The organism is Enterobacter sp. DVT3837 (assembly GCF_056238685.1).
The window spans coordinates 935,661-959,092 of record NZ_JBWDLA010000001.1 but is presented as its reverse complement, the minus strand read 5'-3'; the positions used below and the strand labels follow the sequence as shown (position 1 = coordinate 959,092).

21 protein-coding genes are annotated in these 23,432 nt (G+C 54.8%); 15 read left to right on the top strand and 6 right to left on the bottom strand.

The window, feature by feature from the left end; genetic code table 11:
• Nucleotides 1-139: 139 nt before the first annotated feature.
• On the bottom strand, nt 140-781 hold the full coding sequence (gene msrA / locus AC0XWG_RS04680; RefSeq protein WP_128348285.1) for a peptide-methionine (S)-S-oxide reductase MsrA: 642 nt from the start codon (nt 779-781) through the stop codon (nt 140-142).
• Between the two features lie 224 nt (nt 782-1,005).
• Between msrA and tamA the strand changes: the two genes are divergently transcribed.
• From tamA to AC0XWG_RS04665, 3 genes are read left to right on the top strand one after another with little or no spacing between them, the layout of a single operon-like run.
• Nucleotides 1,006-2,739 (top strand): autotransporter assembly complex protein TamA, encoded by a 1,734-nt coding sequence (gene tamA / locus AC0XWG_RS04675; RefSeq protein WP_049005175.1) that lies wholly within the window; start codon nt 1,006-1,008, stop codon nt 2,737-2,739.
• Nucleotides 2,736-6,512, top strand: coding sequence for an autotransporter assembly complex protein TamB (tamB, locus tag AC0XWG_RS04670; RefSeq protein ID WP_475680426.1), 3,777 nt, complete (start codon nt 2,736-2,738; stop codon nt 6,510-6,512). The genes tamA and tamB overlap by 4 nt, the downstream gene beginning before the upstream one ends.
• Nucleotides 6,513-6,514: 2 nt before the next feature.
• Nucleotides 6,515-6,859 carry a gamma-glutamylcyclotransferase family protein gene (locus tag AC0XWG_RS04665; RefSeq protein WP_014830431.1) on the top strand — a complete coding sequence of 115 codons (345 nt, stop codon included), beginning with the start codon at nt 6,515-6,517 and terminating at the stop codon, nt 6,857-6,859.
• Nucleotides 6,860-6,901: 42 nt separating this feature from the next.
• Here AC0XWG_RS04665 and AC0XWG_RS04660 read toward each other — a convergent pair whose 3' ends face one another.
• Together AC0XWG_RS04660 and ppa are read right to left on the bottom strand one after the other, a co-directional pair.
• Nucleotides 6,902-8,485 (bottom strand): methyl-accepting chemotaxis protein, encoded by a 1,584-nt coding sequence (locus tag AC0XWG_RS04660; protein ID WP_128348282.1) that lies wholly within the window; start codon nt 8,483-8,485, stop codon nt 6,902-6,904.
• 212 nt (nt 8,486-8,697) lie between these two features.
• Entirely contained in the window at nt 8,698-9,228 is a 531-nt protein-coding gene (ppa, locus tag AC0XWG_RS04655; RefSeq protein ID WP_010427397.1) for an inorganic diphosphatase, read from the bottom strand.
• A gap of 308 nt (nt 9,229-9,536) precedes the next feature.
• Between ppa and ytfQ the strand changes: the two genes are divergently transcribed.
• From ytfQ to AC0XWG_RS04630, 5 genes are all read left to right on the top strand, one after another.
• A complete protein-coding gene (gene ytfQ, locus AC0XWG_RS04650; protein ID WP_014068659.1) occupies nt 9,537-10,493 on the top strand; it encodes a galactofuranose ABC transporter substrate-binding protein YtfQ in 957 nt (318 codons plus the stop codon).
• Between the two features lie 64 nt (nt 10,494-10,557).
• Nucleotides 10,558-12,060, top strand: a complete 1,503-nt coding sequence (gene ytfR / locus AC0XWG_RS04645) for a galactofuranose ABC transporter, ATP-binding protein YtfR (protein ID WP_129996829.1) — start codon at nt 10,558-10,560, stop codon at nt 12,058-12,060.
• 10 nt (nt 12,061-12,070) lie between these two features.
• Complete coding sequence (gene ytfT / locus AC0XWG_RS04640) at nt 12,071-13,096, top strand: galactofuranose ABC transporter, ATP-binding protein YtfT (protein ID WP_028016478.1); 1,026 nt, start codon at nt 12,071-12,073, stop codon at nt 13,094-13,096.
• Nucleotides 13,083-14,084, top strand: a complete 1,002-nt coding sequence (gene yjfF, locus AC0XWG_RS04635) for a galactofuranose ABC transporter, permease protein YjfF (protein ID WP_028016479.1) — start codon at nt 13,083-13,085, stop codon at nt 14,082-14,084. Before ytfT ends, yjfF begins: the two co-directional genes overlap by 14 nt.
• 93 nt (nt 14,085-14,177) lie before the next feature.
• Nucleotides 14,178-15,749, top strand: coding sequence for a methyl-accepting chemotaxis protein (locus AC0XWG_RS04630; RefSeq protein ID WP_475680425.1), 1,572 nt, complete (start codon nt 14,178-14,180; stop codon nt 15,747-15,749).
• On the opposite strand, the gene AC0XWG_RS04625 is transcribed toward AC0XWG_RS04630, so the two are convergent.
• Both AC0XWG_RS04625 and fbp read right to left on the bottom strand, forming a co-directional pair.
• On the bottom strand, nt 15,721-16,077 hold the full coding sequence (locus AC0XWG_RS04625) for a helix-turn-helix domain-containing protein (RefSeq protein ID WP_049005179.1): 357 nt from the start codon (nt 16,075-16,077) through the stop codon (nt 15,721-15,723). The two genes, AC0XWG_RS04630 and AC0XWG_RS04625, sit on opposite strands and share 29 nt — an antisense overlap.
• A gap of 150 nt (nt 16,078-16,227) precedes the next feature.
• Nucleotides 16,228-17,226 (bottom strand): class 1 fructose-bisphosphatase, encoded by a 999-nt coding sequence (gene fbp / locus AC0XWG_RS04620; RefSeq protein WP_049005180.1) that lies wholly within the window; start codon nt 17,224-17,226, stop codon nt 16,228-16,230.
• Nucleotides 17,227-17,423: 197 nt separating this feature from the next.
• On the opposite strand from fbp, the gene mpl reads away from it, so the two are divergent.
• Nucleotides 17,424-18,797, top strand: coding sequence for a UDP-N-acetylmuramate:L-alanyl-gamma-D-glutamyl-meso-diaminopimelate ligase (mpl, locus tag AC0XWG_RS04615; protein ID WP_475680424.1), 1,374 nt, complete (start codon nt 17,424-17,426; stop codon nt 18,795-18,797).
• Between the two features lie 72 nt (nt 18,798-18,869).
• Here mpl and yjgA read toward each other — a convergent pair whose 3' ends face one another.
• The gene (gene yjgA, locus AC0XWG_RS04610) at nt 18,870-19,421 is read right to left on the bottom strand and encodes a ribosome biogenesis factor YjgA (protein WP_008501414.1); all 552 of its coding nucleotides are present in this window, start codon (nt 19,419-19,421) and stop codon (nt 18,870-18,872) included.
• Nucleotides 19,422-19,516: 95 nt separating this feature from the next.
• Here yjgA and pmbA point away from each other — a divergent pair, with 95 nt between their 5' ends.
• The 6 genes from pmbA to AC0XWG_RS04580 all read left to right on the top strand — a co-directional run bounded on the left by pmbA (nt 19,517) and on the right by AC0XWG_RS04580 (nt 23,430).
• Complete coding sequence (pmbA, locus tag AC0XWG_RS04605; protein WP_032666755.1) at nt 19,517-20,869, top strand: metalloprotease PmbA; 1,353 nt, start codon at nt 19,517-19,519, stop codon at nt 20,867-20,869.
• 41 nt (nt 20,870-20,910) lie between these two features.
• Nucleotides 20,911-21,297, top strand: a complete 387-nt coding sequence (gene cybC, locus AC0XWG_RS04600; RefSeq protein WP_028016485.1) for a cytochrome b562 — start codon at nt 20,911-20,913, stop codon at nt 21,295-21,297.
• 320 nt (nt 21,298-21,617) lie between these two features.
• Nucleotides 21,618-21,956: a glycine dehydrogenase gene (locus AC0XWG_RS04595; RefSeq protein ID WP_028016486.1), complete on the top strand. Its 339-nt coding sequence runs from the start codon at nt 21,618-21,620 to the stop codon at nt 21,954-21,956.
• Nucleotides 21,957-21,966: 10 nt separating this feature from the next.
• On the top strand, nt 21,967-22,329 hold the full coding sequence (locus tag AC0XWG_RS04590; RefSeq protein WP_023293430.1) for an SFCGS family glycine-rich protein: 363 nt from the start codon (nt 21,967-21,969) through the stop codon (nt 22,327-22,329).
• A 2-nt stretch (nt 22,330-22,331) separates the two neighbouring features.
• Entirely contained in the window at nt 22,332-22,631 is a 300-nt protein-coding gene (locus AC0XWG_RS04585; RefSeq protein ID WP_008501409.1) for a DUF4312 family protein, read from the top strand.
• 22 nt (nt 22,632-22,653) lie between these two features.
• Nucleotides 22,654-23,430 (top strand): DUF4311 domain-containing protein, encoded by a 777-nt coding sequence (locus AC0XWG_RS04580; protein WP_006810337.1) that lies wholly within the window; start codon nt 22,654-22,656, stop codon nt 23,428-23,430.
• Nucleotides 23,431-23,432: the final 2 nt, after the last annotated feature.

Genomic DNA, 23,432 nt, shown 5'->3' with positions numbered 1-23,432 from the left:
GTCAGCTCGTAGCGTTGAGCTGATTATTTCAGCGGGTAGTATAGCGTAAAGGAGTGTAAACCTGCCAGAGGTCACGTTTTGGCAGAAAAAGTGATGATTTTCAAACCCGGCGAAATCCATTTCTGCCAGATTCAAGCGGCTATTCTGCTTGCGGCGGCAGGCAGACGCCAATGCCACCAATGCCACAGTAGCCGTACGGGTTTTTATGCAGATACTGCTGGTGATCGTCTTCGGCATAGTAGAACGGTTTCGCGGTGGTGATTTCCGTCGTCACCTCGCGCGTATCACCAGCGTCACGCATGGCTTTCTGGAAGCGCTCAAGGCTGGCGCGCGCGGCGGCATCCTGCTCCGGTGTGAGCGGATAAATGGCCGAACGATATTGTGTGCCGTGGTCGTTACCCTGACGCATGCCCTGCGCCGGGTCGTGGTTTTCCCAGAACACCTGCAGAAGCTGCTCGTAGCTAATCACCGCAGGGTCATACACCACACGAACGGCTTCCGCATGGCCGGTTTCGCCAGAGCATACTTCGCGGTAGGTTGGATTTGGCGTGTAACCGCCAGTATAACCGGCTGCCGTGCTGTAAACGCCGGGCAGTTGCCAGAACAGGCGTTCCACACCCCAGAAACAACCCATCGCAAACAGGGCGATTTCCATTCCATCAGGAACGTTGGTCATTGAATGGTTGTTTACGGCGTGTAAGGTCGCCACAGGCATAGGCGTGTTGCGTCCCGGTAATGCATCAGCTTGTGAAACAAGATGCGTTTTGTCGAATAAACTCACGATGGGGTCTCCCGGGGGCCGATGTTTCGGTTAAGGTTGTCACGAAGCGTTTAATTGAACACAATAAATGCGCTAAATGAGTCTAGATTTAATCATAAGAAATATTTGGGTGTTGCACCCATTTTCAACCCGCGATGTGGGTTTTTGGCTAACAGGCCGTATTTTGCCGCGGAGCGGCAGTGCATTTGCTTCCAGGGTGGAAACAGGGATATTCAGGAGAAAACGTGATAAAAATCCGCCAGTTATGTTTGGTCAGTTTGCTACTAACAAGCGGGATTGCCAGTGCGGCGAACGTTCGTTTGCAGGTTGAGGGGTTGTCCGGGGCGCTGGAAAAAAACGTGCGTGCGCAGTTGTCGACCATCCAGAGTGATGAGGTGACGCCGGACCGCCGTTTTCGCGCGCGCGTAGATGACGCGATCCGCGAAGGGCTAAAAGCGCTGGGTTATTACGAACCTACCATTGATTTTGACCTACGCCCGCCGCCAAAGAAGGGGCGCCAGGTGCTTATTGCCCGCGTCTCGCCGGGTGAGCCGGTACTGATTGGCGGCACAAACGTCATCCTGCGCGGTGGAGCGCGCACAGACCGGGATTATCTGGATCTGCTCAGTACGCGGCCGAAAATCGGCACGGTACTTAATCACGGTGATTACGACCATTTCAAAAAAGAGCTGACGAGCGTTTCCCTTCGTAAGGGCTACTTTGACAGCCAGTTCAACAAAAGTCAGCTTGGTATTGCGCTGGACAGACATCAGGCCTTCTGGGATATCGATTACGACAGTGGGGAGCGCTATCGTTTTGGCGATGTAACCTTTGAAGGATCGCAAATCCGTGAAGAATATCTGCAAAATCTCGTGCCCTTCAAAAAAGGGGATTACTACCAGTCGAGCGATCTGGCGGAACTGAACCGTCGCCTTTCAGCCACCGGATGGTTTAACTCCGTGGTTGTCGCACCGGAATTTGATAAGTCGCGCAAAACCAAAGTGTTGCCACTGCATGGCGTCGTCTCGCCACGGATCGAGAACACCATTGAGACCGGTGTGGGTTATTCGACGGATGTCGGTCCGCGCGTGAAGGCCACATGGAAAAAGCCGTGGATGAACTCGTACGGCCACAGCCTGACGACCAGCGCGAGTATCTCCGCCCCGGAACAGCAGCTCGATTTCAGCTATAAAATGCCCTTGCTGAAAAACCCGCTGGAGCAATATTACCTGGTTCAGGGGGGCTTTAAGCGCACCGACCTGAACGATACTAAGTCAGATTCGACCACCCTTGCCCTGTCACGCTACTGGGATCTCTCCAGCGGCTGGCAGCGTGCCATTAACCTGCGCTGGAGTCTGGACCACTTTACACAGGCCAACGTCACCAACACCACGATGTTGCTCTATCCGGGGGTGATGATCAGCCGTACCCGCTCACGCGGCGGCCTGATGCCTGACTGGGGCGATTCCCAGCGTTATTCCATTGATTACTCCAACACCATGTGGGGTTCCGATGTCGACTTCTCGGTGATTCAGGCACAAAACGTCTGGATCCGTACGTTGTATGACAAACACCGCTTTGTGATGCGCGGCAACCTCGGCTGGATTGAAACCGGTGACTTCGACAAAGTCCCGCCGGATCTGCGCTTCTTCGCTGGTGGCGACCGCAGCATTCGCGGTTATAAATACAAATCCATTGCGCCAAAAGATGACAGCGGCAAGCTGATCGGTGCGTCGAAACTGGCCACCGGCTCGCTGGAGTATCAGTACAACGTCAGCGGTAAATGGTGGGGGGCGATGTTTGTCGACAGCGGCGAAGCGGTGAGCGACATCCGCCGCAGCGATTTCAAAACCGGCGCGGGCGTGGGTGTGCGCTGGCAGTCACCCGTCGGGCCCATCAAGCTCGATTTCGCCGTACCTGTGGGCGACAAAGAAGAGCATGGTTTACAGTTTTACATCGGTCTGGGGCCTGAATTATGAGTTTATGGAAGAAGATAAGCCTCGGGGTGCTGATTTTTATCGTACTGCTGCTCGGTACGGTGGCGTTTCTGGTGGGAACGACGACCGGGCTGCACCTGCTGTTTAACGCCGCTAACCGCTGGGTGCCGGGACTTGAAATTGGTCAGGTGACGGGCGGCTGGCGCGATCTGCGTCTGAAGAACATTCGCTATGAGCAACCTGGTGTGGCCGTAAACGCCGGGGAGTTCCACCTTGCGGTGAAGCTGGGCTGTCTGCGGGACAGTAAGCTGTGCGTCAACGATATGTCGCTAAAAGATGTTAACGTGGCGATAGATTCAAAGAAAATGCCGAAGTCTGCGCCGGTCGAGGAAGAAGACAGCGGCCCGCTGAATCTCTCCACGCCGTATCCGATCGCGCTCTATCGGGTGGCGCTTGATAACGTCAATATCAAAATCGACGACACCACCGTATCCGTGATGGATTTCACCTCCGGCCTGCGCTGGCAGGAGAAAAACCTCACCCTGACGCCGACGTCCCTGCAGGGATTACTGATCGCGCTGCCGAAAGTGGCCGACGTGGCGCAGGAAGAGATCGTCGAGCCGAAGATCCAGAACCCGCAGCCGGAAGAGAAGCCGCTGGGTGAAACGCTGAAAGACCTCTTCTCGAAGCCTGTCCTGCCGGAAATGACCGATGTTCATCTGCCGCTGAATCTCAACATTGAAGAGTTCAAAGGCGAGCAGCTGCGCCTGACCGGCGATACCGATCTGACGGTCTATAACATGCTGCTTAAAGTCAGCAGTATTGACGGCAATATGAAGCTCGACGCGCTGGATATCGACACCAACCAGGGCTCGGTGAATGCCTCTGGCAACGCCCTGCTGCGCGACAACTGGCCGGTGGACATCACACTCAACAGCGCCCTGAATATTGACCCGCTGAAAGGCGAAAAAGTGAAGGTCAAAGTGGGCGGTGCGCTACGCGACAAACTGGACGTCGGTGTGAATCTCTCCGGCCCGGTAGATATGGTCCTGCGGGCGCAAACTCAACTGGCAGAAGCGGGTTTACCGCTCAATGTTGAAATGGTCAGTAAACAGCTTTACTGGCCGTTCACCGGCGAAAAACAGTTTCAGGCCGATGATCTGAAGCTGAAGCTGAGCGGCAAGATGACCGATTACACGCTCTCGTTCCGTACCGCGGTGAAGGGGCAGGGCGTGCCGCCCGCGAACATTACGCTGGATGCGAAGGGCAATGAACAGCAGGTTAATCTCGACAAACTGACCGTCGCGGCGCTGGAAGGCAAAACCGAGCTGACCGCACTGCTCGACTGGCAGCAGGCGATCAGCTGGCGCGGCGAGCTGAAGCTGACGGGTATTAACACCGCCAAAGAGGTGCCGGACTGGCCGTCAAAACTGGATGGTCTGATCAAAACCCGCGGCAGCCTGTACGGCGGCACGTGGCAGATGGACGTGCCGGAAATCAAACTCACCGGGAACGTGAAGCAGAACAAGGTTAACGTTGAGGGCTCGGTCAAAGGTAACAGCTACCTGCAGTGGACGATCCCGGGTCTGCACGTAGCGCTGGGCCGCAACACGGCGGATATCAAAGGCGAGCTGGGGGTGAAAGATCTCAATCTGGATGCCACTATCGACGCACCGAATCTGGATAATGCTCTGCCGGGCCTGGGTGGCACGGCGAAAGGGTTAGTGAAAGTGCGCGGGACGGTAGACGCCCCCCAACTTCTGGCGGATATCACCGCTAATAACCTGCGCTGGCAGGAGCTGACTGTCGCCCGCGTTCGCGTTGAAGGGGATGTGAAATCCACCGATCAGATCGGCGGTAACCTGAACCTGCGCGTGGAGCGCATTGCTCAGCCGGACGTGAACATTAATCTGGTGACGCTGGAAGCGAAAGGCAACGAAAAGCAGCACGACCTCCAGCTGCGTGTGCAGGGTGAGCCGGTCTCCGGGCAGCTTCACCTGACAGGAAGCTTTGATCGTAAAGAGGAACGCTGGAAAGGTCTGCTTGATAACACTCGCTTCAACACACCGGTCGGGCCGTTGGCGTTGTCACGCTCTATTGCGCTGGACTACCGTAACGCGGAACAAAAGATCAGCATCGGACCACACTGCTGGACCAACCCAAATGCTGAGCTGTGTATACCTCAGACCATTGATGCGGGCGCGGAAGGGCGCGCGCAGATCAACCTCAATCGCTTTGACCTGGCGATGCTGAAGCCGTTTATGCCAGATACCACGCAGGCCAGCGGCGTCTTTAGCGGGAAGGCCGATGTCGCCTGGGACACCACTAAAGAAGGGCTGCCACAGGGTAGCGTCACGCTTTCGGGTCGTAACGTGAAGGTGACGCAACAGGTGAATGATGCGCCGCTGCCGGTAGCCTTCGACACCCTGAACCTGAGTGCGGATCTACATAATAACCGTGCAGAGCTGGGATGGCTTATCCGTCTGACCAACAACGGTCAGTTTGATGGACAAGTGCAGATTTCCGATCCGCAAGGACGGCGTAATCTTGGCGGTAACGTCAACATCCGTAACTTCAACCTGGCGATGGTGAACCCGATTTTCGACCGCGGGGAAAAAGCGGCAGGCATGCTGAATGCCAATTTGCGTCTGGCTGGCAACGCGCAAAGCCCGCAGCTGTTTGGTCAGATGCGGCTCAGCGGTGTGGATATCGACGGTAACTTCATGCCATTTGATATGCAGCCTAGCCAAATCTCGATGAACTTCAACGGCATGAGTTCAACGATTAGCGGCTCGGTGTTGACTCAACAAGGGCAGATCAACCTGAGCGGCGACGCAGACTGGAGTCAGCTCAATAACTGGCGCGCCCGTATTGCCGCAAAAGGCAGCCGAGTGCGTATCACCGTACCGCCAATGGTTCGCCTGGATGTCTCACCTGATGTGGTCTTTGAAGCCACGCCAAGCCTCTTCACGCTCGACGGACGCGTCGATGTGCCATGGGCACGCATTGTGGTTCACGACGTGCCTGAAAGTGCGGTGGGTGTTTCAAGTGATGAAGTTATGCTCAATGAAAATCTGAAACCTGTCGAACAGAAGAGCGCTGGCATACCGATTAATAGTAACCTTATCGTGCACGTGGGGAATAACGTGCGGTTGGATGCGTTTGGGCTGAAGGCAAGGCTCACGGGTGATCTGAAGGTGGCGCAGGATAAACAAGGGCTTGGCCTGAACGGGCAGATTAATATTCCTGAAGGGCGCTTCCACGCCTATGGTCAGGATCTGATTGTCCGCAAAGGCGAGCTGCTGTTCTCTGGTCCACCGGATCAGCCCCTGTTGAACATCGAAGCGATTCGTAACCCGGAAGCAACGGAAAACAACGTTATTGCTGGTGTACGCGTCACCGGTTCCGCCGACGAACCGAAGGCGGAGATCTTCTCTGACCCGGCGATGCCGCAACAGGAGGCCCTCTCTTACCTGCTGCGTGGACAAGGCCTGGACAGCGGTCAGAGCGACAGTGCGGCGATGACCTCGATGTTAGTGGGTCTGGGGGTTGCACAAAGTGGGCAGGTTGTGGGTAAAATCGGCGAGACGTTCGGCGTAAGCAATCTGGCGCTGGACACCCAGGGCGTGGGTGACTCCTCGCAGGTGGTGGTCAGCGGCTATGTACTGCCGGGTCTGCAGGTAAAATATGGTGTGGGGATCTTTGACTCACTGGCAACACTCACGTTACGCTATCGCCTGATGCCTAAGCTATATCTGGAAGCAGTGTCCGGCGTAGACCAGGCACTTGATCTGCTCTATCAGTTTGAGTTTTAGCAATGCGAATATTTGTCTACGGCAGTTTACGAACCAAGCAAGGCAACAGTCACTGGATGACCAATGCCCTGCTGCTGGGGAATTACAATATCGAGAACTACCAGTTGTACAGCCTGGGCCACTATCCAGGCGCGGTTCCCGGCGAAGGAACAGTACAGGGTGAAGTCTATCGTATTGATAACGCGACACTTGCCGAACTTGATGCCTTGCGCACCAGGGGCGGTGAATACGCGCGCCAGTTGATCCAGACACCGTACGGAAGCGCGTGGATGTATGTCTACCAGCGTCCGGTTGAAGGGTTAACGCGGATTGTAAGCGGTAACTGGTTAGACAGAGACCAGTACTGAAAAAAAACAACGCCACCGAAAGGTGGCGTTGTTTTTTGTGGGCTAAATGGCTTCCCGACGCAGCTTGAATATCTGCACCGATTCCAGAAGCTGTTCCGCCTGGCGATGCATTGCCTGCGCCGCGGCGGAAGATTCTTGCGACAAGGTCGCATTTTGCTGTGTTGCCGTATCCATATGCGTGACGGCCACGTTGACCTGATCGATCCCGGTACTTTGTTCGTGGCTGGCATGAGAAATTGCCTCAATCAGTTCACTCACCTTACTGACGCTGTGCAGAATATCCGCCATCGCTGCGCCGGCTTGCTGCACCTGGCCATTCCCCTCGTCAATGCGGTTAACGGAGCGGTCGATCAGAACGCGGATATCTTTGGCGGCGGCGGCTGAACGTTGCGCCAGGGCGCGCACTTCTGCTGCAACGACGGCAAAACCGCGGCCTTCAGTTCCCGCGCGCGCCGCTTCAACAGCAGCGTTAAGTGCCAGGATATTGGTCTGGAAGGCGATACTGTCGATCATGCTGATGATGGAGTTGATCTCGCTGGAGAAATTATGAATTTCACTCATGGTGTGCATCGCACGTTCAACGGCCTCTTCGCCCTGGCGGGCTACCTGACGGGCATTACGGGCAAGATCGCTGGCAGTGCGTGAATGTTCTGCGTTGCTTTTCACGACCGATGTCAGCTCCTCCATGGATGCTGCGGTCTGTTCCAGTGCACTGGCCTGCGCTTCGTTGCGGGAAGAAAGCTCATGACTACCGCTGGCAATCTGCGCTGATGCGGTGGCGATGGTTTCGGTACCCTTACGTACTCCAGAGACAATACGCGTGAGGTTTTCATTCATCTCCTGCAGAGCGCGCATGAGCTCAGCCGTTTCATCTCGACCGGCCACGGTAAAGCGGGACTGCAAATCACCGGCGGCTACGGTACGCGCTATCGTGACGGCTTGTGCCAGCGGAAGAGTAATGCTGCGAATCAGCCACCAGGTAACTAGCATCCCGGCCGCCAGCGTGAGGGCCATTGCCAGCACCAGCATCCATTTTGTCTTCTGATACTGCTCCTGATTGCGGGCGATGGTCTGCTGGTGAATAGTCTCGGCATGCTGCAATGTACGGGCCACGACGTTGTCGATCATTTTTGTCGGCTCGCGGTCAATCCCTGTAACCTGCTTGTCCACGCGCTGGGCGCTGGTGGGATCTCCCACCTGGTAGGTAGCCAGTGCCGCCAGGTATTTCTGTTCGAGGCTGGCGTGGATGTCGCGCGTTGCCAGCACTTGTTGATTATCCATGCCAATTTTCGGCAGAAGCTCACTTAGCCGGGTCAGCAGTGTCTGCGTGTTCTGACTTTCTGCGACAAAGGCCTTTTTGTATTTATCGAATGCTTCTTGCCCCTGCGCGCCACGAATCAGGGTGTTTTTCCACTCCTGGACCTGGATCTTGAATTGCACCTGAGCATTGCGTGCAGTATCTATGCTGCTGGTAATGGTTTGTTCCATCGCCATAATCTGTTCGTTCTGCGCCTGGCTGTCGCTGTTGATCAACAGGCCACGCAGACCAATAAAAAGTGTTGCAAGCAGCAGAAGTGACGCCAAAAGGCCCAGTCGCTGCCCAATTGTGAGTGTGTTGAGTTTCATGATTTCCTGTTATATGAAAAAGCGATTGCGCTCATATCACGGGAGGTATCGACCGTCGGCAGGGAGACTTTAAGAAGAAAAGTGGGGATAAGGCAGGTAAAAAGCGATATCTAATTAATATTATGAGACAAAATCTCTTTATGACGTTTTTGTGACAGTTCAGAGAGACAAAAAAGCCCCGACTTGCGGGGCCTTAATATCAGCAGTAAGAATTACTTCTTAGCAGCGCGTTCGAAAGAGGCGATGATTTCTGCTTTCGCCGCTTCTGCGTTGTCCCAGCCGTCAACTTTAACCCACTTGCCTTTTTCGAGGTCTTTGTAGTGCTCGAAGAAGTGAGTGATCTGCGCTTTCAGCAGTTCTGGCAGGTCGTTCACATCTTTGATGTGATCGTATTCTTTGCTCAGCTTGGTGTGCGGTACCGCAACCAGCTTCGCATCTTCACCGGATTCGTCGGTCATTTTCAGCACGCCAACTGGACGGCAGCGAATGACGGAGCCTGGCTCCAGTGGGTATGGCGTTGGGACCAGTACGTCAACCGGGTCACCGTCCAGAGACAGGGTGTGGTTGATGTAACCGTAGTTGCACGGATAGAACATCGCGGTAGACATGAAACGGTCTACGAACAGGGCGCCGCTCTCTTTGTCCACTTCGTATTTGATAGGATCTGCGTTAGCCGGGATTTCGATTACTACGTAGATATCTTCTGGCAGTTCTTTACCCGCTGGGACGTTGAGTAAGCTCATGTCGGTGTCCTTTAAAATGGATGGTAAACAAGTGGCAGGTATTATAGCCAACTCGCGCTGAATGTCTTCGCCTGTTTTCGCCTTCTCTCACCGCTAACCCCACTTTTCAGACCGATTCCATGACAGAAAAATCCATAAACTCAGCTGCATTTTTCATGGCGAGATGAAAGCGATTACAAACTTGTGATTAACGTTTTATTCACTTTCCCGAAGTGTGATGTAACGCAATTCGTTACATATTTCATTGGCTATAGTCATTTCGCAGAACATCTTTTCACCAACAATAATCCCCCTACGAGGACGTTCATATGTGGAAGCGCTTACTCCTGGTCACAGCAGTTTCGGCAGCCATGTCGTCTATGGCGATGGCCGCCCCTTTAACCGTAGGTTTTTCGCAAGTCGGCTCTGAATCCGGCTGGCGAGCAGCAGAAACCAACGTTGCAAAAAGCGAGGCCCAGAAACGTGGTATCACCCTGAAAATTGCCGATGGTCAGCAAAAGCAGGAAAACCAGATCAAAGCCGTGCGTTCGTTTATCGCCCAGGGCGTTGATGCCATCTTTATTGCGCCTGTCGTCGCGACGGGCTGGGAACCTGTCCTGAAGGAAGCGAAAGACGCTGAGATCCCGGTTTTCCTGCTCGATCGTTCCATCGATGTCAAAGACAAATCGCTCTATATGACCACCGTCACCGCCAACAACATTCTTGAAGGACAGTTGATTGGTGACTGGCTGGTGAAACAGGTGGATGGCAAACCGTGTAACGTCGTTGAGTTGCAGGGCACCGTTGGCGCGAGCGTGGCCATCGACCGTAAGAAAGGGTTTGCTGAGGCTATCGCTAAAGCACCAAACATCAAGATTATCCGCTCTCAGTCCGGTGACTTCACGCGCAGTAAAGGCAAAGAGGTCATGGAGAGCTTTATCAAGGCTGAAAACAACGGCAAGAACATCTGCATGGTTTACGCCCACAACGATGACATGGTGATCGGTGCGATTCAGGCCATTAAAGAAGCGGGCCTGAAGCCGGGCAAAGATATCCTCACCGGCTCAATCGACGGCGTGCCAGACATCTACAAGGCGATGATGGACGGTGAAGCGAACGCCAGCGTGGAGCTCACGCCGAACATGGCGGGTCCGGCATTTGATGCGCTGGAGAAATTCAAGAAAGACGGCACGATGCCTGAAAAACTGACCATCACCAAATCCACACTCTACCTTCCTGACACAGCAAAAGAAGAGTTAGAGAAGAAGAAAAATATGGGTTACTGATCCAGTGTAATTGCCGGGTAGCGCTACGCTTACCCGGCCTACGATTTGTGCCGGAGGCGTAAATATGAACTCGGAACAACATCAGGAAATCCTCCGCACAGAGGGCTTGAGTAAATACTTTCCTGGCGTAAAAGCGCTGGATAACGTTGATTTCAGCCTGCGGCGCGGTGAGATTATGGCGCTGCTGGGTGAGAACGGAGCAGGGAAGTCGACGCTGATTAAAGCCCTGACCGGCGTCTATCATGCCGATCGCGGCACTATCTGGCTGGAAGGCAATGCCATTTCGCCAAAAAATACCGCTCACGCCCAGCAGCTTGGGATCGGGACGGTCTATCAGGAAGTGAACCTGCTGCCGAACATGTCGGTGGCGGATAATCTGTTTATTGGCCGTGAACCACGACGCTTTGGCCTGCTGCGCCGCAAGGAGATGGAGGCGCGGGCGACAAAGCTGATGGAATCCTACGGCTTTTCTCTTGACGTTCGCGAGCCGCTGAACCGCTTTTCCGTTGCCATGCAGCAGATCGTCGCGATTTGTCGCGCTATCGATCTCTCCGCAAAAGTACTGATCCTCGATGAGCCCACCGCCAGTCTCGATACCCAGGAAGTGGAAATGCTCTTTACCCTGATGCGCCAGCTGCGCGATCAGGGCGTGAGCCTGATCTTCGTGACTCATTTCCTCGATCAGGTGTATGAAGTGAGCGATCGCATTACGGTACTGCGTAACGGCAGTTTTGTCGGCTGTCGGGAAACCCGTGAATTACCACAGATTGAACTGGTCAAAATGATGCTCGGGCGCGAGCTGGAGACCAACGCGCTACAGCGTGCGGGCCGCACGCTGCTGAGTGAAAAACCCGTCGCGGCTTTCAGTGATTTCGGCAAAAAAGGGACTATTTCACCGTTTAACCTGGAGGTTCGTCCTGGCGAAATTGTCGGTCTGGCCGGATTGTTAGGCTCCGGACGAACAGAAACCGCCGAAGTCATCTTTGGAATTAAGCCAGCAGACAGTGGCACCGCATTAATCAAAGGCAAACCGCAAACGCTGCGATCGCCGCATCAGGCCTCGTGTCTGGGCGTTGGCTTCTGTCCGGAAGACAGAAAAACGGACGGTATTATTGCCGCCGCCTCGGTGCGGGAGAATATCATTCTGGCGTTACAGGCGCAGCGAGGCTGGCTGAGGCCAATCCCACGCAAAGAGCAAAACGCCATTGCGGAACGCTTTATCCGCCAGCTTGGCATTCGTACCCCGAGCGCAGAACAACCTATTGAATTCCTCTCAGGGGGTAACCAGCAGAAGGTCTTGTTGTCGCGCTGGCTGCTGACCAAACCCCAGTTCCTGATCCTCGATGAACCGACGCGCGGGATTGACGTCGGTGCGCATGCTGAAATCATCCGGCTTATTGAAACGTTGTGTGCGGACGGCCTGGCGCTGCTGGTCATATCGTCTGAGCTGGAGGAACTGGTGGGGTATGCCGATCGCGTTATCATCATGCGCGATCGTAAACAGGTGGCAGAGATCCCGCTGGATAAACTGTCCGTTCCGGCGATCATGAATGCCATCGCGGCGTAAGGAGTGAATTGTGATGTCTCGTTCGCTTTCGCAAACAGGGGAGTCAAAGCGCCGCTTCAACTGGCCAACCGGCACACCGCAAATCGCGGCACTGCTGGTGGTACTGTTGGTTGACAGCCTTGTCGCGCCGCATTTCTTCCAGATTATTGTCCAGGATGGCCGTCTGTTTGGCAGCCCGATTGATATTTTGAACCGTGCGGCGCCTGTGGCGCTGCTGGCGATTGGTATGACGCTGGTCATTGCCACTGGCGGGATTGACCTCTCCGTCGGCGCGGTGATGGCTATCGCCGGGGCTACGGCAGCCTCAATGACCGTGGCCGGGCACAGCCTGCCGGTGGTGCTGCTTGCCGCCTTAGGCACTGGCGTACTCGCCGGGCTGTGGAACGGTATTCTGGTGGCAGTCCTCAAGATCCAGCCGTTTGTCGCCACCCTGATTTTAATGGTCGCCGGGCGCGGTGTGGCGCAGCTGATCACATCCGGGCAGATCGTCACCTTTAACTCTCCGGGCCTGGCGTGGCTTGGCAGCGGAAAACTGCTGTTCTTCCCGACTCCGGTGATCATTGCCCTGGTGACGCTGGTGGTGTTCTGGCTCTTTACCCGCAAAACGGCACTGGGCATGTTCATTGAGGCCGTCGGGATCAACATTCGTGCCGCGCGCAACGCCGGGGTCAATACCCGGTTGATGGTGATGCTGACCTATGTGCTGAGCGGCATATGCGCCGCCATTGCCGGGACGATCGTTGCGGCAGATATTCGTGGGGCCGATGCCAACAACGCAGGACTCTGGCTGGAGCTGGATGCGATCCTGGCGGTGGTGATCGGCGGCGGATCGCTGATGGGCGGGCGTTTTAACCTGCTGCTCTCGGTGATTGGCGCGCTGATTATTCAGGGGATGAACACCGGGATCCTGCTTTCGGGGTTCCAGCCGGAACTCAACCAGGTGGTCAAAGCGGTGGTCGTGCTCTGTGTGCTGATCGTCCAGTCGCCGCGCTTTGTCAGCATCATTAAGGGGATCCGTGGCCATGATAAAACGTAATTTGCCGCTAATGATCACGCTTGGCGTGTTTGTGCTGGGTTATCTCTACTGTCTGACCCAGTTCCCGGGGTTTGCCTCCACGCGTGTGATTTGCAATATCCTGACCGATAACGCTTTTTTAGGCATTATCGCCGTCGGGATGACCTTTGTGATCCTTTCCGGTGGGATCGATCTCTCCGTTGGTTCGGTGATCGCATTCACCGGCGTGTTTCTTGCGAAGGCGATCGGTTTCTGGGGGATCTCACCGCTGGTGGCGTTTCCGCTGGTGCTGGTGATGGGGTGCGCGTTTGGTGCCTTTATGGGGCTCCTGATCGATGCGCTGAAAATCCCGGCTTTTATTATTACCCTCGCCGGGATGTTCTTCCTTCGCGGCGTGAGTTATCTGGTGTCGGAAGAATCTATTCCGATCAACCATCCGATTTACGATACGCTCTCTAGCCTGGCGTGGAAAATACCCGGCGGTGGTCGTTTGAGCGCGATGGGGTTACTGATGCTCGGCGTCGTGGTGATTGGTATTTTCCTTGCGCATCGCACCCGGTTTGGCAATCAGGTTTACGCCATTGGCGGAAACGCCACGTCGGCAAACCTGATGGGGATCTCCACCCGCAGTACAACTATTCGCATCTATATGCTCTCAACGGGTCTGGCGACGCTGGCGGGGATTGTCTTCTCGGTTTATACCCAGGCGGGTTATGCCCTGGCAGGCGTAGGGGTGGAACTGGATGCCATCGCCTCGGTGGTGATCGGTGGAACCCTGCTCAGTGGTGGCGTGGGGACGGTGCTGGGAACGCTGTTTGGCGTAGCAATCCAGGGCCTGATACAAACCTACATTAACTTTGACGGCACGCTCAGCTCCTGGTGGACCAAGATCGCCATCGGCATTTTGCTGTTTATTTTTATCGCCCTGCAACGTGGTCTGACGGTGCTCTGGGAGAATCGTCAAAGCTCGACGGTTACACGCGTAAACACATCAGTAACAGAGCGATAACACGCTGAATTTGCTTAAAGTCTAAACATTTTCCGGTAGCGGCCGATACTCTTTTTTTATGCCCAGAAATATCTCGCTACCGGAAATAATATCATGCTTAAAACGCTATCGATTCGTACCGGCTTGCTCTCTTTACTGGCCGTTATGACCCTTCTGCTGCTGATTGTCAGCGGTATTGGCATTTATGCCCTCACACAGAGTTCTTCTTCACTACAGCGCATCAACCACCTTCAGGGTGAGCAGATGGTGCAGCTTAATTCCGGCTATACGCTGATCCTCCGCGCCCGCAATGAAGCGGGTCAGGCCGTCCGAATGATGGAAATCGGCATGCTGGATGATGCGGCCAAATCGGTAAAAAATATCAATCAGGAAGTCACCCTGGCTCAGAAAACGCTGAAAGGCGTGATTGATGGCGGCGTGGCCGATGAGCAAGGCCAACAACTGCTTGATAAAGTGGCGGCCAGCCTCGCGACGTACAACCAGCAGGGGATTAACCCGATGCTGAAAGCGCTGAACGAACAGAGCGCGGACAGCTATTACGACCTACTGGAAAACAAGCTGATTCCGGTGGCCTCCCGGTTTGATAACGACATGCAGGCCTTCCAGAAATGGAGTGAAGCGCGCGGCAAAGCGGAAGTGAGTGCCGTGCAGTCCAGCAAAAATCGGGTTCTGATCCTGATCGTGGTGGCGGCTCTGCTGACGGCGGGCATTATTGTGCTGGCCTGGCTGGTACTGCGCCACATGTTGCTCAAACCGCTCTCGACCTCTATTGCTCAACTGGAGAATGTGGCAGCAGGCGATTTAACCCACACGCTGAATCCACCGGCAAGCCAGGAGTTTAATCGCCTGAATGCGGCAATCGAAGAGATGCGCCATTCGCTGATGAACTCGGTTCTGCGGGTACGTTATGCCAGCTCGCAAATTGATACCGGCAGCCGTGAGCTGACGGCGGGGAACAGGGATCTTGCTGAGCGTACGGAATCGACCGCCACGTCGCTGGAGCAGACCGCCGCCAGCATGGAACAGATCACCGCGACGGTGAAACTCAACGCCGATAATGCCGAGCAGGCTCACCAGCTGGCGAAATCGGTGTCAGACACGGCCGATCACGGCAGCGAAATGGTCTGCTACGTCATTGAAAAAATGCGTGATATCTCCGGCAGTTCGGCACGTATCGCGGACATTCTCAGTGTTATCGACGGTATTGCCTTCCAGACCAATATCCTCGCGTTGAACGCCTCCGTGGAAGCGGCGCGCGCGGGTGAGCAAGGACGCGGGTTTGCCGTCGTCGCGGGCGAAGTGCGAAACCTTGCCAGCCGCAGTGCCGATGCAGCGAAAGAGATCCGAGCGCTTATCAGTGATTCCCAGACCCACGTCAGCGAGGGCAGCGAACTGGCCCAGCAGGCTGGCGAAACCATGGATGAGATCGCAACCGAAGTGCTGCGCATGACGAAACTGATGCGCGAAATTGCGACTGCATCCCAGGAGCAGAGTCGCGGCATTGAGCAGGTGAATATTGCGGTGAATCAGATGGATGAGACTGCGCAGCAGAATGCGGCGCTGGTACAGCAATCCTCCGCCGCGACTCGCTCCCTTGAGGAGCAGTCGCGCCAGCTGATGGAAGCCATGTCATCATTCAAGCTGTCGGCTCAGACTGCAGCATAATATTATCCAGCCCCGGTGCATGATGTGCCGGGGTTTTATTCTTCCCTGAATTTACTTCAGCAATATTATCGTGAATATTACCCACTAACATTTCCAGTGCGCTGGTTAAGGCTAACGCATTTTCCGTCGGCTCAAGATATAAACCTTTGCGGAAAAATAGTGGCTCATCAAACAGTTGATTAAAGCGCTTCAACGCCAGACTGACCGCTGGACGGGACATCTCCAGGCGCAAAGAGGCTTTTGCCATGCTGCCGCAGCGGACAACTTCAATAAATACCGGGATAAGATTTAAATCAATGCCGGTATTAGCACGGGAATAATTTTTCATTGCGATTTTGCTCCACGAAATATTTGCCAAACTGTTATGGAAATAATGCAGGAGCAGTGATGAATATTAAAGCGTGTTTTTTATAAACACTTATACGGTTAAATATATAAATGACCAGGGGAGCCGGATGGGCTCCCCTGAGGAAAGGTATTACGCGTCCGGATACTCACGAATAAAACGTTCAACGTCTTCAACCATATGGTTGTTGCCGACGAAGAACGAACGGCGCTGGTGAAGGCTTTCTGGCACGATTTCCAGAATACGATCTTTACCGTCGCTCGCCTTGCCGCCAGCCTGTTCGGCCAGGAACGCCATCGGGTTGCATTCGTACAGCAGGCGCAGTTTCCCGTCCGGGTGGCTTGCAGTGCTTGGGTAGAGGTAGATACCGCCTTTCAGCAGGTTACGGTGGAAATCCGCGACCAGAGAGCCGATATAGCGGGAGGTGTAAGGGCGCTGAGTGGCTTTATCTTCTTCCTGGCAGAATTTGATGTACTTCTTCACGCCGTTCGGGAATCGGATGTAGTTTCCTTCGTTGATGGAGTAGGTGTTGCCCTTCTCCGGGAAGCGCATACGTTCCTGGCTCAGACAGAAAACGCCCAGTGAAGGATCGTACGTAAAGGCGTGAACCCCACACCCGGTGGTATACACCAGCATGGTGGAGGAGCCATACACGACGTAACCGGCAGCAACCTGATTAATGCCCGGCTGCAGGAAATCTTCTTCGGTCACCGGCGTGCCAACAGGCGTGACGCGGCGGTAGATGGAGAAAATGGTACCGACAGAAACGTTAACGTCGATGTTAGAGGAGCCGTCCAGCGGATCCATCAGAACAACGTATTTAGCGTGTTCACACCCGTCGAAAACAACAATTTCATCTTCTTCTTCGGAGGCGATACCCGCCACGATGTCGCGCGCGCGCAGTGCAGCTTTCAGTTTTTCATTTGCGAACAGATCGAGTTTCTGTTGAACCTCGCCCTGAACGTTCTCGGCACCGCTGGCACCCAGGATATCGACCAGACCGGCCTTATTGATATCACGATGGATGATCTTAGCGCCCAGCTTTATTGCCGACAGCAAAGCAGTGAGTTCACCCGTAGCATGAGAAAACTCGTGCTGCTTTTCGACAATAAATTCACCTAACGTTTTCATAACACTTTCCCTGCATCTTTGTGAGTAGAGCGATTGTATGTTCACTAAAACGACTAAAGCCCAACAATCTTAACAAATATTCAAATAGTAGCGCAGTGGTGAATCGCGCCAGCAGTATACGGATTTACCTGAAATGCATTTCACAGCCGCTAACATGTGAGTAAAATGTGCGCCACATTGAAGAGGGATAGTGACGTATGCGCATTCATATATTGGGGATTTGTGGCACTTTCATGGGCGGACTGGCAATGCTGGCGCGCTCGCTGGGCCATGAAGTGACAGGTTCGGACGCCAATGTGTATCCGCCAATGAGCACACTTCTGGAGAAACAGGGCATCTTTTTGATTCAGGGCTACGATGCCAGCCAGCTGGATCCTGAACCGGATCTGGTGATCATTGGTAACGCCATGACGCGTGGGAACCCGTGTGTTGAGGCGGTGCTGGAACGCAATATTCCGTTCATGTCCGGCCCACAATGGCTGCATGATTTCGTCCTGCGTGACCGCTGGGTGGTTGCTGTTGCCGGAACGCACGGCAAAACCACGACCGCCGGTATGGCGACCTGGATCCTTGAAGCCTGTGGCTACAAGCCGGGTTTCGTGATTGGCGGTGTGCCGGGTAATTTCGATGTTTCTGCGCGCCTGGGTGACAGCCCGTTCTTTGTGATCGAGGCCGACGAATATGACTGCGCGTTCTTCGACAAGCGTTCCAAGTTTGTTCACTACTGCCCGCGCACGCTGATCCTCAACAACCTTGAGTTCGACCATGCGGATATTTTTGACGATCTGAAAGCGATTCAGAAACAGTTCCACCACCTGGTGCGCATCGTTCCGGGCCAGGGACGCATCATCCTGCCGGAAAACGACATCAACCTGAAGCAGACCATGGCGATGGGCTGCTGGAGCGAACAGGAACTGGTGGGCGAGCAGGGCCACTGGCAGGCGAAAAAACTCAACGCCGATGCCTCCGAGTGGGAAGTCCTGCTCGACGGGGAAAAAGTGGGTGAGGTGAAGTGGGGTCTGGTGGGCGAGCACAACATGCACAACGGCCTGATGGCGATTGCTGCTGCACGCCATGTGGGTGTTCTGCCTGCGGATGCGGCCAATGCTCTGGGTTCGTTTATCAACGCCCGTCGTCGTCTGGAACTGCGTGGTGAAGCCAATGGCGTCACGGTGTATGACGATTTCGCACACCACCCAACGGCCATTCTGGCAACGCTTGCCGCCCTGCGTGGCAAGGTCGGCGGCACAGCCCGTATTCTGGCGGTGCTGGAGCCGCGCTCAAACACCATGAAAATGGGCATCTGCAAAGACGATCTCGCGCCGTCGTTAGGCCGCGCCGATGAAGTCTTCCTGCTGCAGCCGCAGCATATTCCGTGGCAGGTGGCGGAAGTGGCTGATGCCTGTATTCAGCCTGCACACTGGAGTGCGGATGTGGATGCGCTCGCGGATATGGTGGTGAAAGCCGCTCAGCCTGGCGACCACATTCTGGTGATGAGCAACGGCGGTTTTGGTGGCATCCACCAGAAGCTGCTTGATGGTCTGGCGAAGAAAGCCGAGGCCGCAGAGTAAAAAAGAGCCCGGTGGCGCTAGCGCTTACCGGGCCTGCATTCTTTTCTCCCTCGCCCCTATGGGGAGAGGGGATTACTCTTCGTTCTCTGACAGCTCGCGCAGATACTGGAAAATCAGGCGCGCAGACTTCGGCGGCTTATTCCCTTCTTTCTCTTTCTTCGCGTTGCGGATCAATGAACGCAACTGCTGGCGATCGGCGTCTGGCCACAGATTTAAGACTTCCGGTACCGCGTCATCACCCTGTTCAATCAGACGATCGCGGATCTGCTCCAGCTTATGGAACAGTGCAACCTGCTGGTTATGGCGGTTTTTCAGCTTGTCCAGCGCCTGGCGGATCGGATCAACGTCGCGCTGACGCAGCATTTTACCGATAAGCTGAAGCTGGCGACGACGGCCTTCTTTTTTGATTTTCTGTGCCAGTTCAATGGCATCACGCAGATCCTGGTCGAGCGGGATCTTATCCAGCGCGTTTTTACCCAGTTCTACCATTTCTGCGCCAAGCTGTTTTAACTCTTCGGCGTCACGTTTAATTTCACTTTTACTGACCCAGATGATCTCATCATCTTCGTCTTCGATGTCATCACCGGGAACGTCGTCGAGCCAGTCTTCGGGCTGCTTAGTCATGTCAGGCTCCTTAAAAAAAGAGGCTAATGTTACCAGTTAAGACGCGCACTGAAAAACGGTTCTCTGTTAGACTTCAGTTAACTCTCTCTTACAGTATGGCATTTGCGATGAAAGTAACCTCACAAGTTGAAGCGCAGCGTAAGATTCTGGAAGAAGCCGTCTCCACCGCGCTGACGCTCGCTTCAGGTAAATCAGATGGCGCCGAAGTGGCGGTCAGCAAAACCACCGGCATTAGCGTGAGCACCCGCTATGGCGAAGTGGAGAATGTAGAATTCAACAGTGATGGCGCGCTTGGCATCACGGTGTATCACCAGAATCGCAAAGGCAGCGCGTCATCGACCGATCTCAGCCCGGATGCGATTGCTCGTACGGTACAGGCGGCGCTGGATATCGCCCGTTATACCTCCCCGGATCCTTACGCAGGCGTGGCCGATAAAGATCTGCTGGCGTTTGACGCCCCGGATCTCGATCTTTTCCACCCGGCAGAAGTTACCCCGGATGAGGCGATCGAGCTGGCGGCGCGTGCCGAACAGGCTTCTTTGCAGGCGGATAAACGCATCACCAATACCGAAGGCGGCAGCTTCAACAGCCACTACGGCATCAAAGTGTTCGGCAACAGCCACGGCATGCTGCAGGGCTACTGCTCAACCCGTCATTCACTCTCCAGCTGCGTCATCGCCGAAGAGAATGGTGACATGGAGCGTGACTACGCCTACACCATTGGCCGTGCGCTCGGTGATTTGCAGTCTCCGGAGTGGGTGGGTAAAGAGTGTGCCGAACGCACGCTGTCACGCCTGTCACCGCGCAAACTCTCCACCATGAAAGCCCCGGTGATTTTTGCCAATGAAGTGGCGACCGGCCTGTTTGGTCACCTGGTCGGGGCAATTGCCGGTGGCTCTGTGTACCGTAAATCAACCTTCCTGCTCGACTCACTGGGCAAGCAGATCCTGCCGGAATGGCTGACCATCGAAGAACACCCGCATCTGCTGAAAGGACTGGCCTCCACACCGTTCGACAGCGAAGGCGTGCGCACGGAACGTCGCGACATCGTCAAAGACGGCGTGCTGACCCAGTGGCTGTTGACCAACTACTCCGCGCGCAAGCTGGGGCTGAAAAGCACCGGTCACGCGGGCGGTATCCATAACTGGCGTATCGCCGGACAGGGCCTCAACTTTGCGCAAATGCTCAAAGAGATGGGCACCGGTCTGGTGGTGACCGAACTGATGGGCCAGGGCGTAAGTGGTATTACCGGGGATTACTCTCGCGGTGCGGCGGGCTTCTGGGTGGAAAACGGCGAAATCCAGTATCCGGTAAGCGAAATTACCATCGCCGGAAACCTGAAAGATATGTGGCGCAATATTGTTACGGTCGGTAACGATATTGAAACACGTAGCAATATACAGTGTGGTTCTGTACTTCTGCCGGAAATGAAAATCGCCGGCCAGTAATACCCGTAAAGGCGTTTTAATAATAAAAAAGGAAGTGAGCAATGCGTAAACATCTGTTAGCGATCGTCGCGGCTTCAACGCTGGTTATTGGCTCTTCTGCGTTTGCTGCCGATCTTGAAGAAGACATGGGCACCCTCGGTCAAAACCTGAAGGTGGTGCAGAAAACCGACAATGCGGCGGAAATGAAAGACGCACTGACCAAAATGCGTGAAGCGGCGCTGGACGCCCAGAAAGCGACACCGCCGAAGCTGGAAAGCAAAGCGGCAGACAGCGCGGAAATGAAAGATTACCGCCACGGTTTTGATATCCTGGTCGGCCAGATTGACGGTGCGCTGAAGCTGGCGAACGAAGGTAAAGTGAAAGAGGCGAAGGCGGCGGCCGAGCAGTTCGTGACCACCCGCAATACCTACCACCAAAAATACCGCTAACAGAGACTGCATCTGACACAACAGCAAGGCGAGGGCGAAATGCCCTCGCTTTTTTTATGCGTCGTAATAAGTAAACCCTATCGCTGTCACATTTCTGCGACTCCCTTGCCAGATGTTTTCGTTTTCTTCCCTGCCGTTTTGCCAATGGATTGCGTGATATTCATCACGTAAATCCAGCGAATTGTCATTATTCACCGCATTTATGTGGCACAGATCACTGCTGCGGCTCGCCTTTCCACTTCGAAGTGGAAAACAACTCGCTACAAACATTTCCCACCCAACGTTAGTTTTATTCCAGAGCCATTAACGGGGTAAGACGAGTGATTAACGGAGCGGTAATGAACGACGTTGGGGATCAGGCGAAGCAAACAGAGCAGCTCGCTAACACCATGCTGCAGCAGGTTTATGACCTGCTGGCCCGGCACAACATCATCCCCAACGCAGTACAGGAACAGATGCTGACCTCCCACGTTCGCGCAATGGCGCACCGGTCGGTGACCGGCGAGCCGCTGCCGGAGGTTGAAGCGGAACTGTTTGACGAAATTTCACCGGATTCAATGCGGCTCGCCCGTGAAGTGGTCGCGCAGTTTGGCAATCTTCCTGATGAAGAAGCCTGGCTGCTCTCCGTTCACTTTGAAGTCGCAAAAGACAACCTTTAAGGAGCAATACATGGAACAGATTACAGTCGTGATTGGCGATCGCCTGGGTAAAGGTCAGAAAGTGGCTGCAGGTGTGGAAAAAGCCGGTGGACGCGCGGTTGTCGTACCGGGTATGGCGGCAGACATGAAGCTGGGCGACGTCATGAAAGCGGAAAACGCCACCTTCGGCATCTCCTTCTGCGGCAGCGGCGGCGCGGGTGCCATTACTGCACAAACCAAATATGGCTACAAGGCCAAATACGGTATGCGTTCAGTGGAAGAGGGCGTGACCGCTATCAACGAAGGCTGCAACGTGCTGGGCTTTGGCTTTATGGATAAAGAAGAGCTGGGCGAGCGTCTGGTACAGGCGTGGCAGAAGAAATACGGCGCATAAGCATGAAAGAACAATTCACGACCACGGTGAGAGTGAAGGGGAAAGGCGACGCCAAAGCGCGCGCCTTTGCCGATGCGCTCAACCACGTTCAGGCCGCGGTGATGAAAGCGTCACCGCATATCTTACTGCGTATTGAGCCACAGGATGTGCAGGTCGTTCAGGCGCAAGAAGCGGTGCGTAAAGAAGCGTTTCTGTTCTTCTTTTTGCGCCGGGAAAGACGGACCTACAGCGTGGAGCTGGATGTGACCGTCAACGTGACCGCCATCAATCTCGATCGGGTGGATTTCGTCACGCAACGCTGATTATTCATAAAAGGGCAGACTGATGTTCTTAATTATATTAATAAAATCGCTCATCATTGGCGGCCTGGTAGGCGTCGGTGTCGGAGCCGGGGCTGCACGCATGTTTCATGCGCCTACCACACAGGGTATGGGCGCGTTTCGTACGTTGGGAGAACTGAACTCCTGCGAAGGGGATCCGGCTTCTCACTTCTCCTTTGGGTTAGGCTTCTTCTTTAACGCCTGGGCCTCTTCCGTGGCCGCAGGTGCCTTCACACAGGACGTAGACCACCGCATCATCCCGAACTGGGGTGCTGCTGCACTGATGATCAAAAACCGCAACGTCGGCGAAACGCTGCATGATCCCCGCAAAATGGCGATTGCCTGCGGCATCATCGGCATGATTGTCGTCACCTTCCTTAACTTGACTGCCTCGTCTGTTCCGGCCGCACTGCAGGTCACCGCCGTGAAGGTACTGGTACCGGCGGCAAACCTGCTGGTGAATACCGTGATGCCGGTGATCTTCTGGCTGGCGGCCATCGACGCGGGCAAAAAGTCGGGCTTCTGGGCCACCATTTTCGGCGGCGCGGCGCAACTGATTATGGGGAACGCCGTACCGGGCCTGGTACTGGGGATCCTGATCGGTAAAGGCGTCGAAGAGAGCGGCTGGAACCACGTCACCAAAGTGATGATGGCGGCTATCGTCCTGCTCTTCGTGCTGAGCGGTTTCTTCCGCGGCTTCGACATGAAGATGATCGAATCCTTCCATCTGACCGTGCCGAACTGGCTCGATATGATCCACAACTCGCTCAGCGGTAAATAACA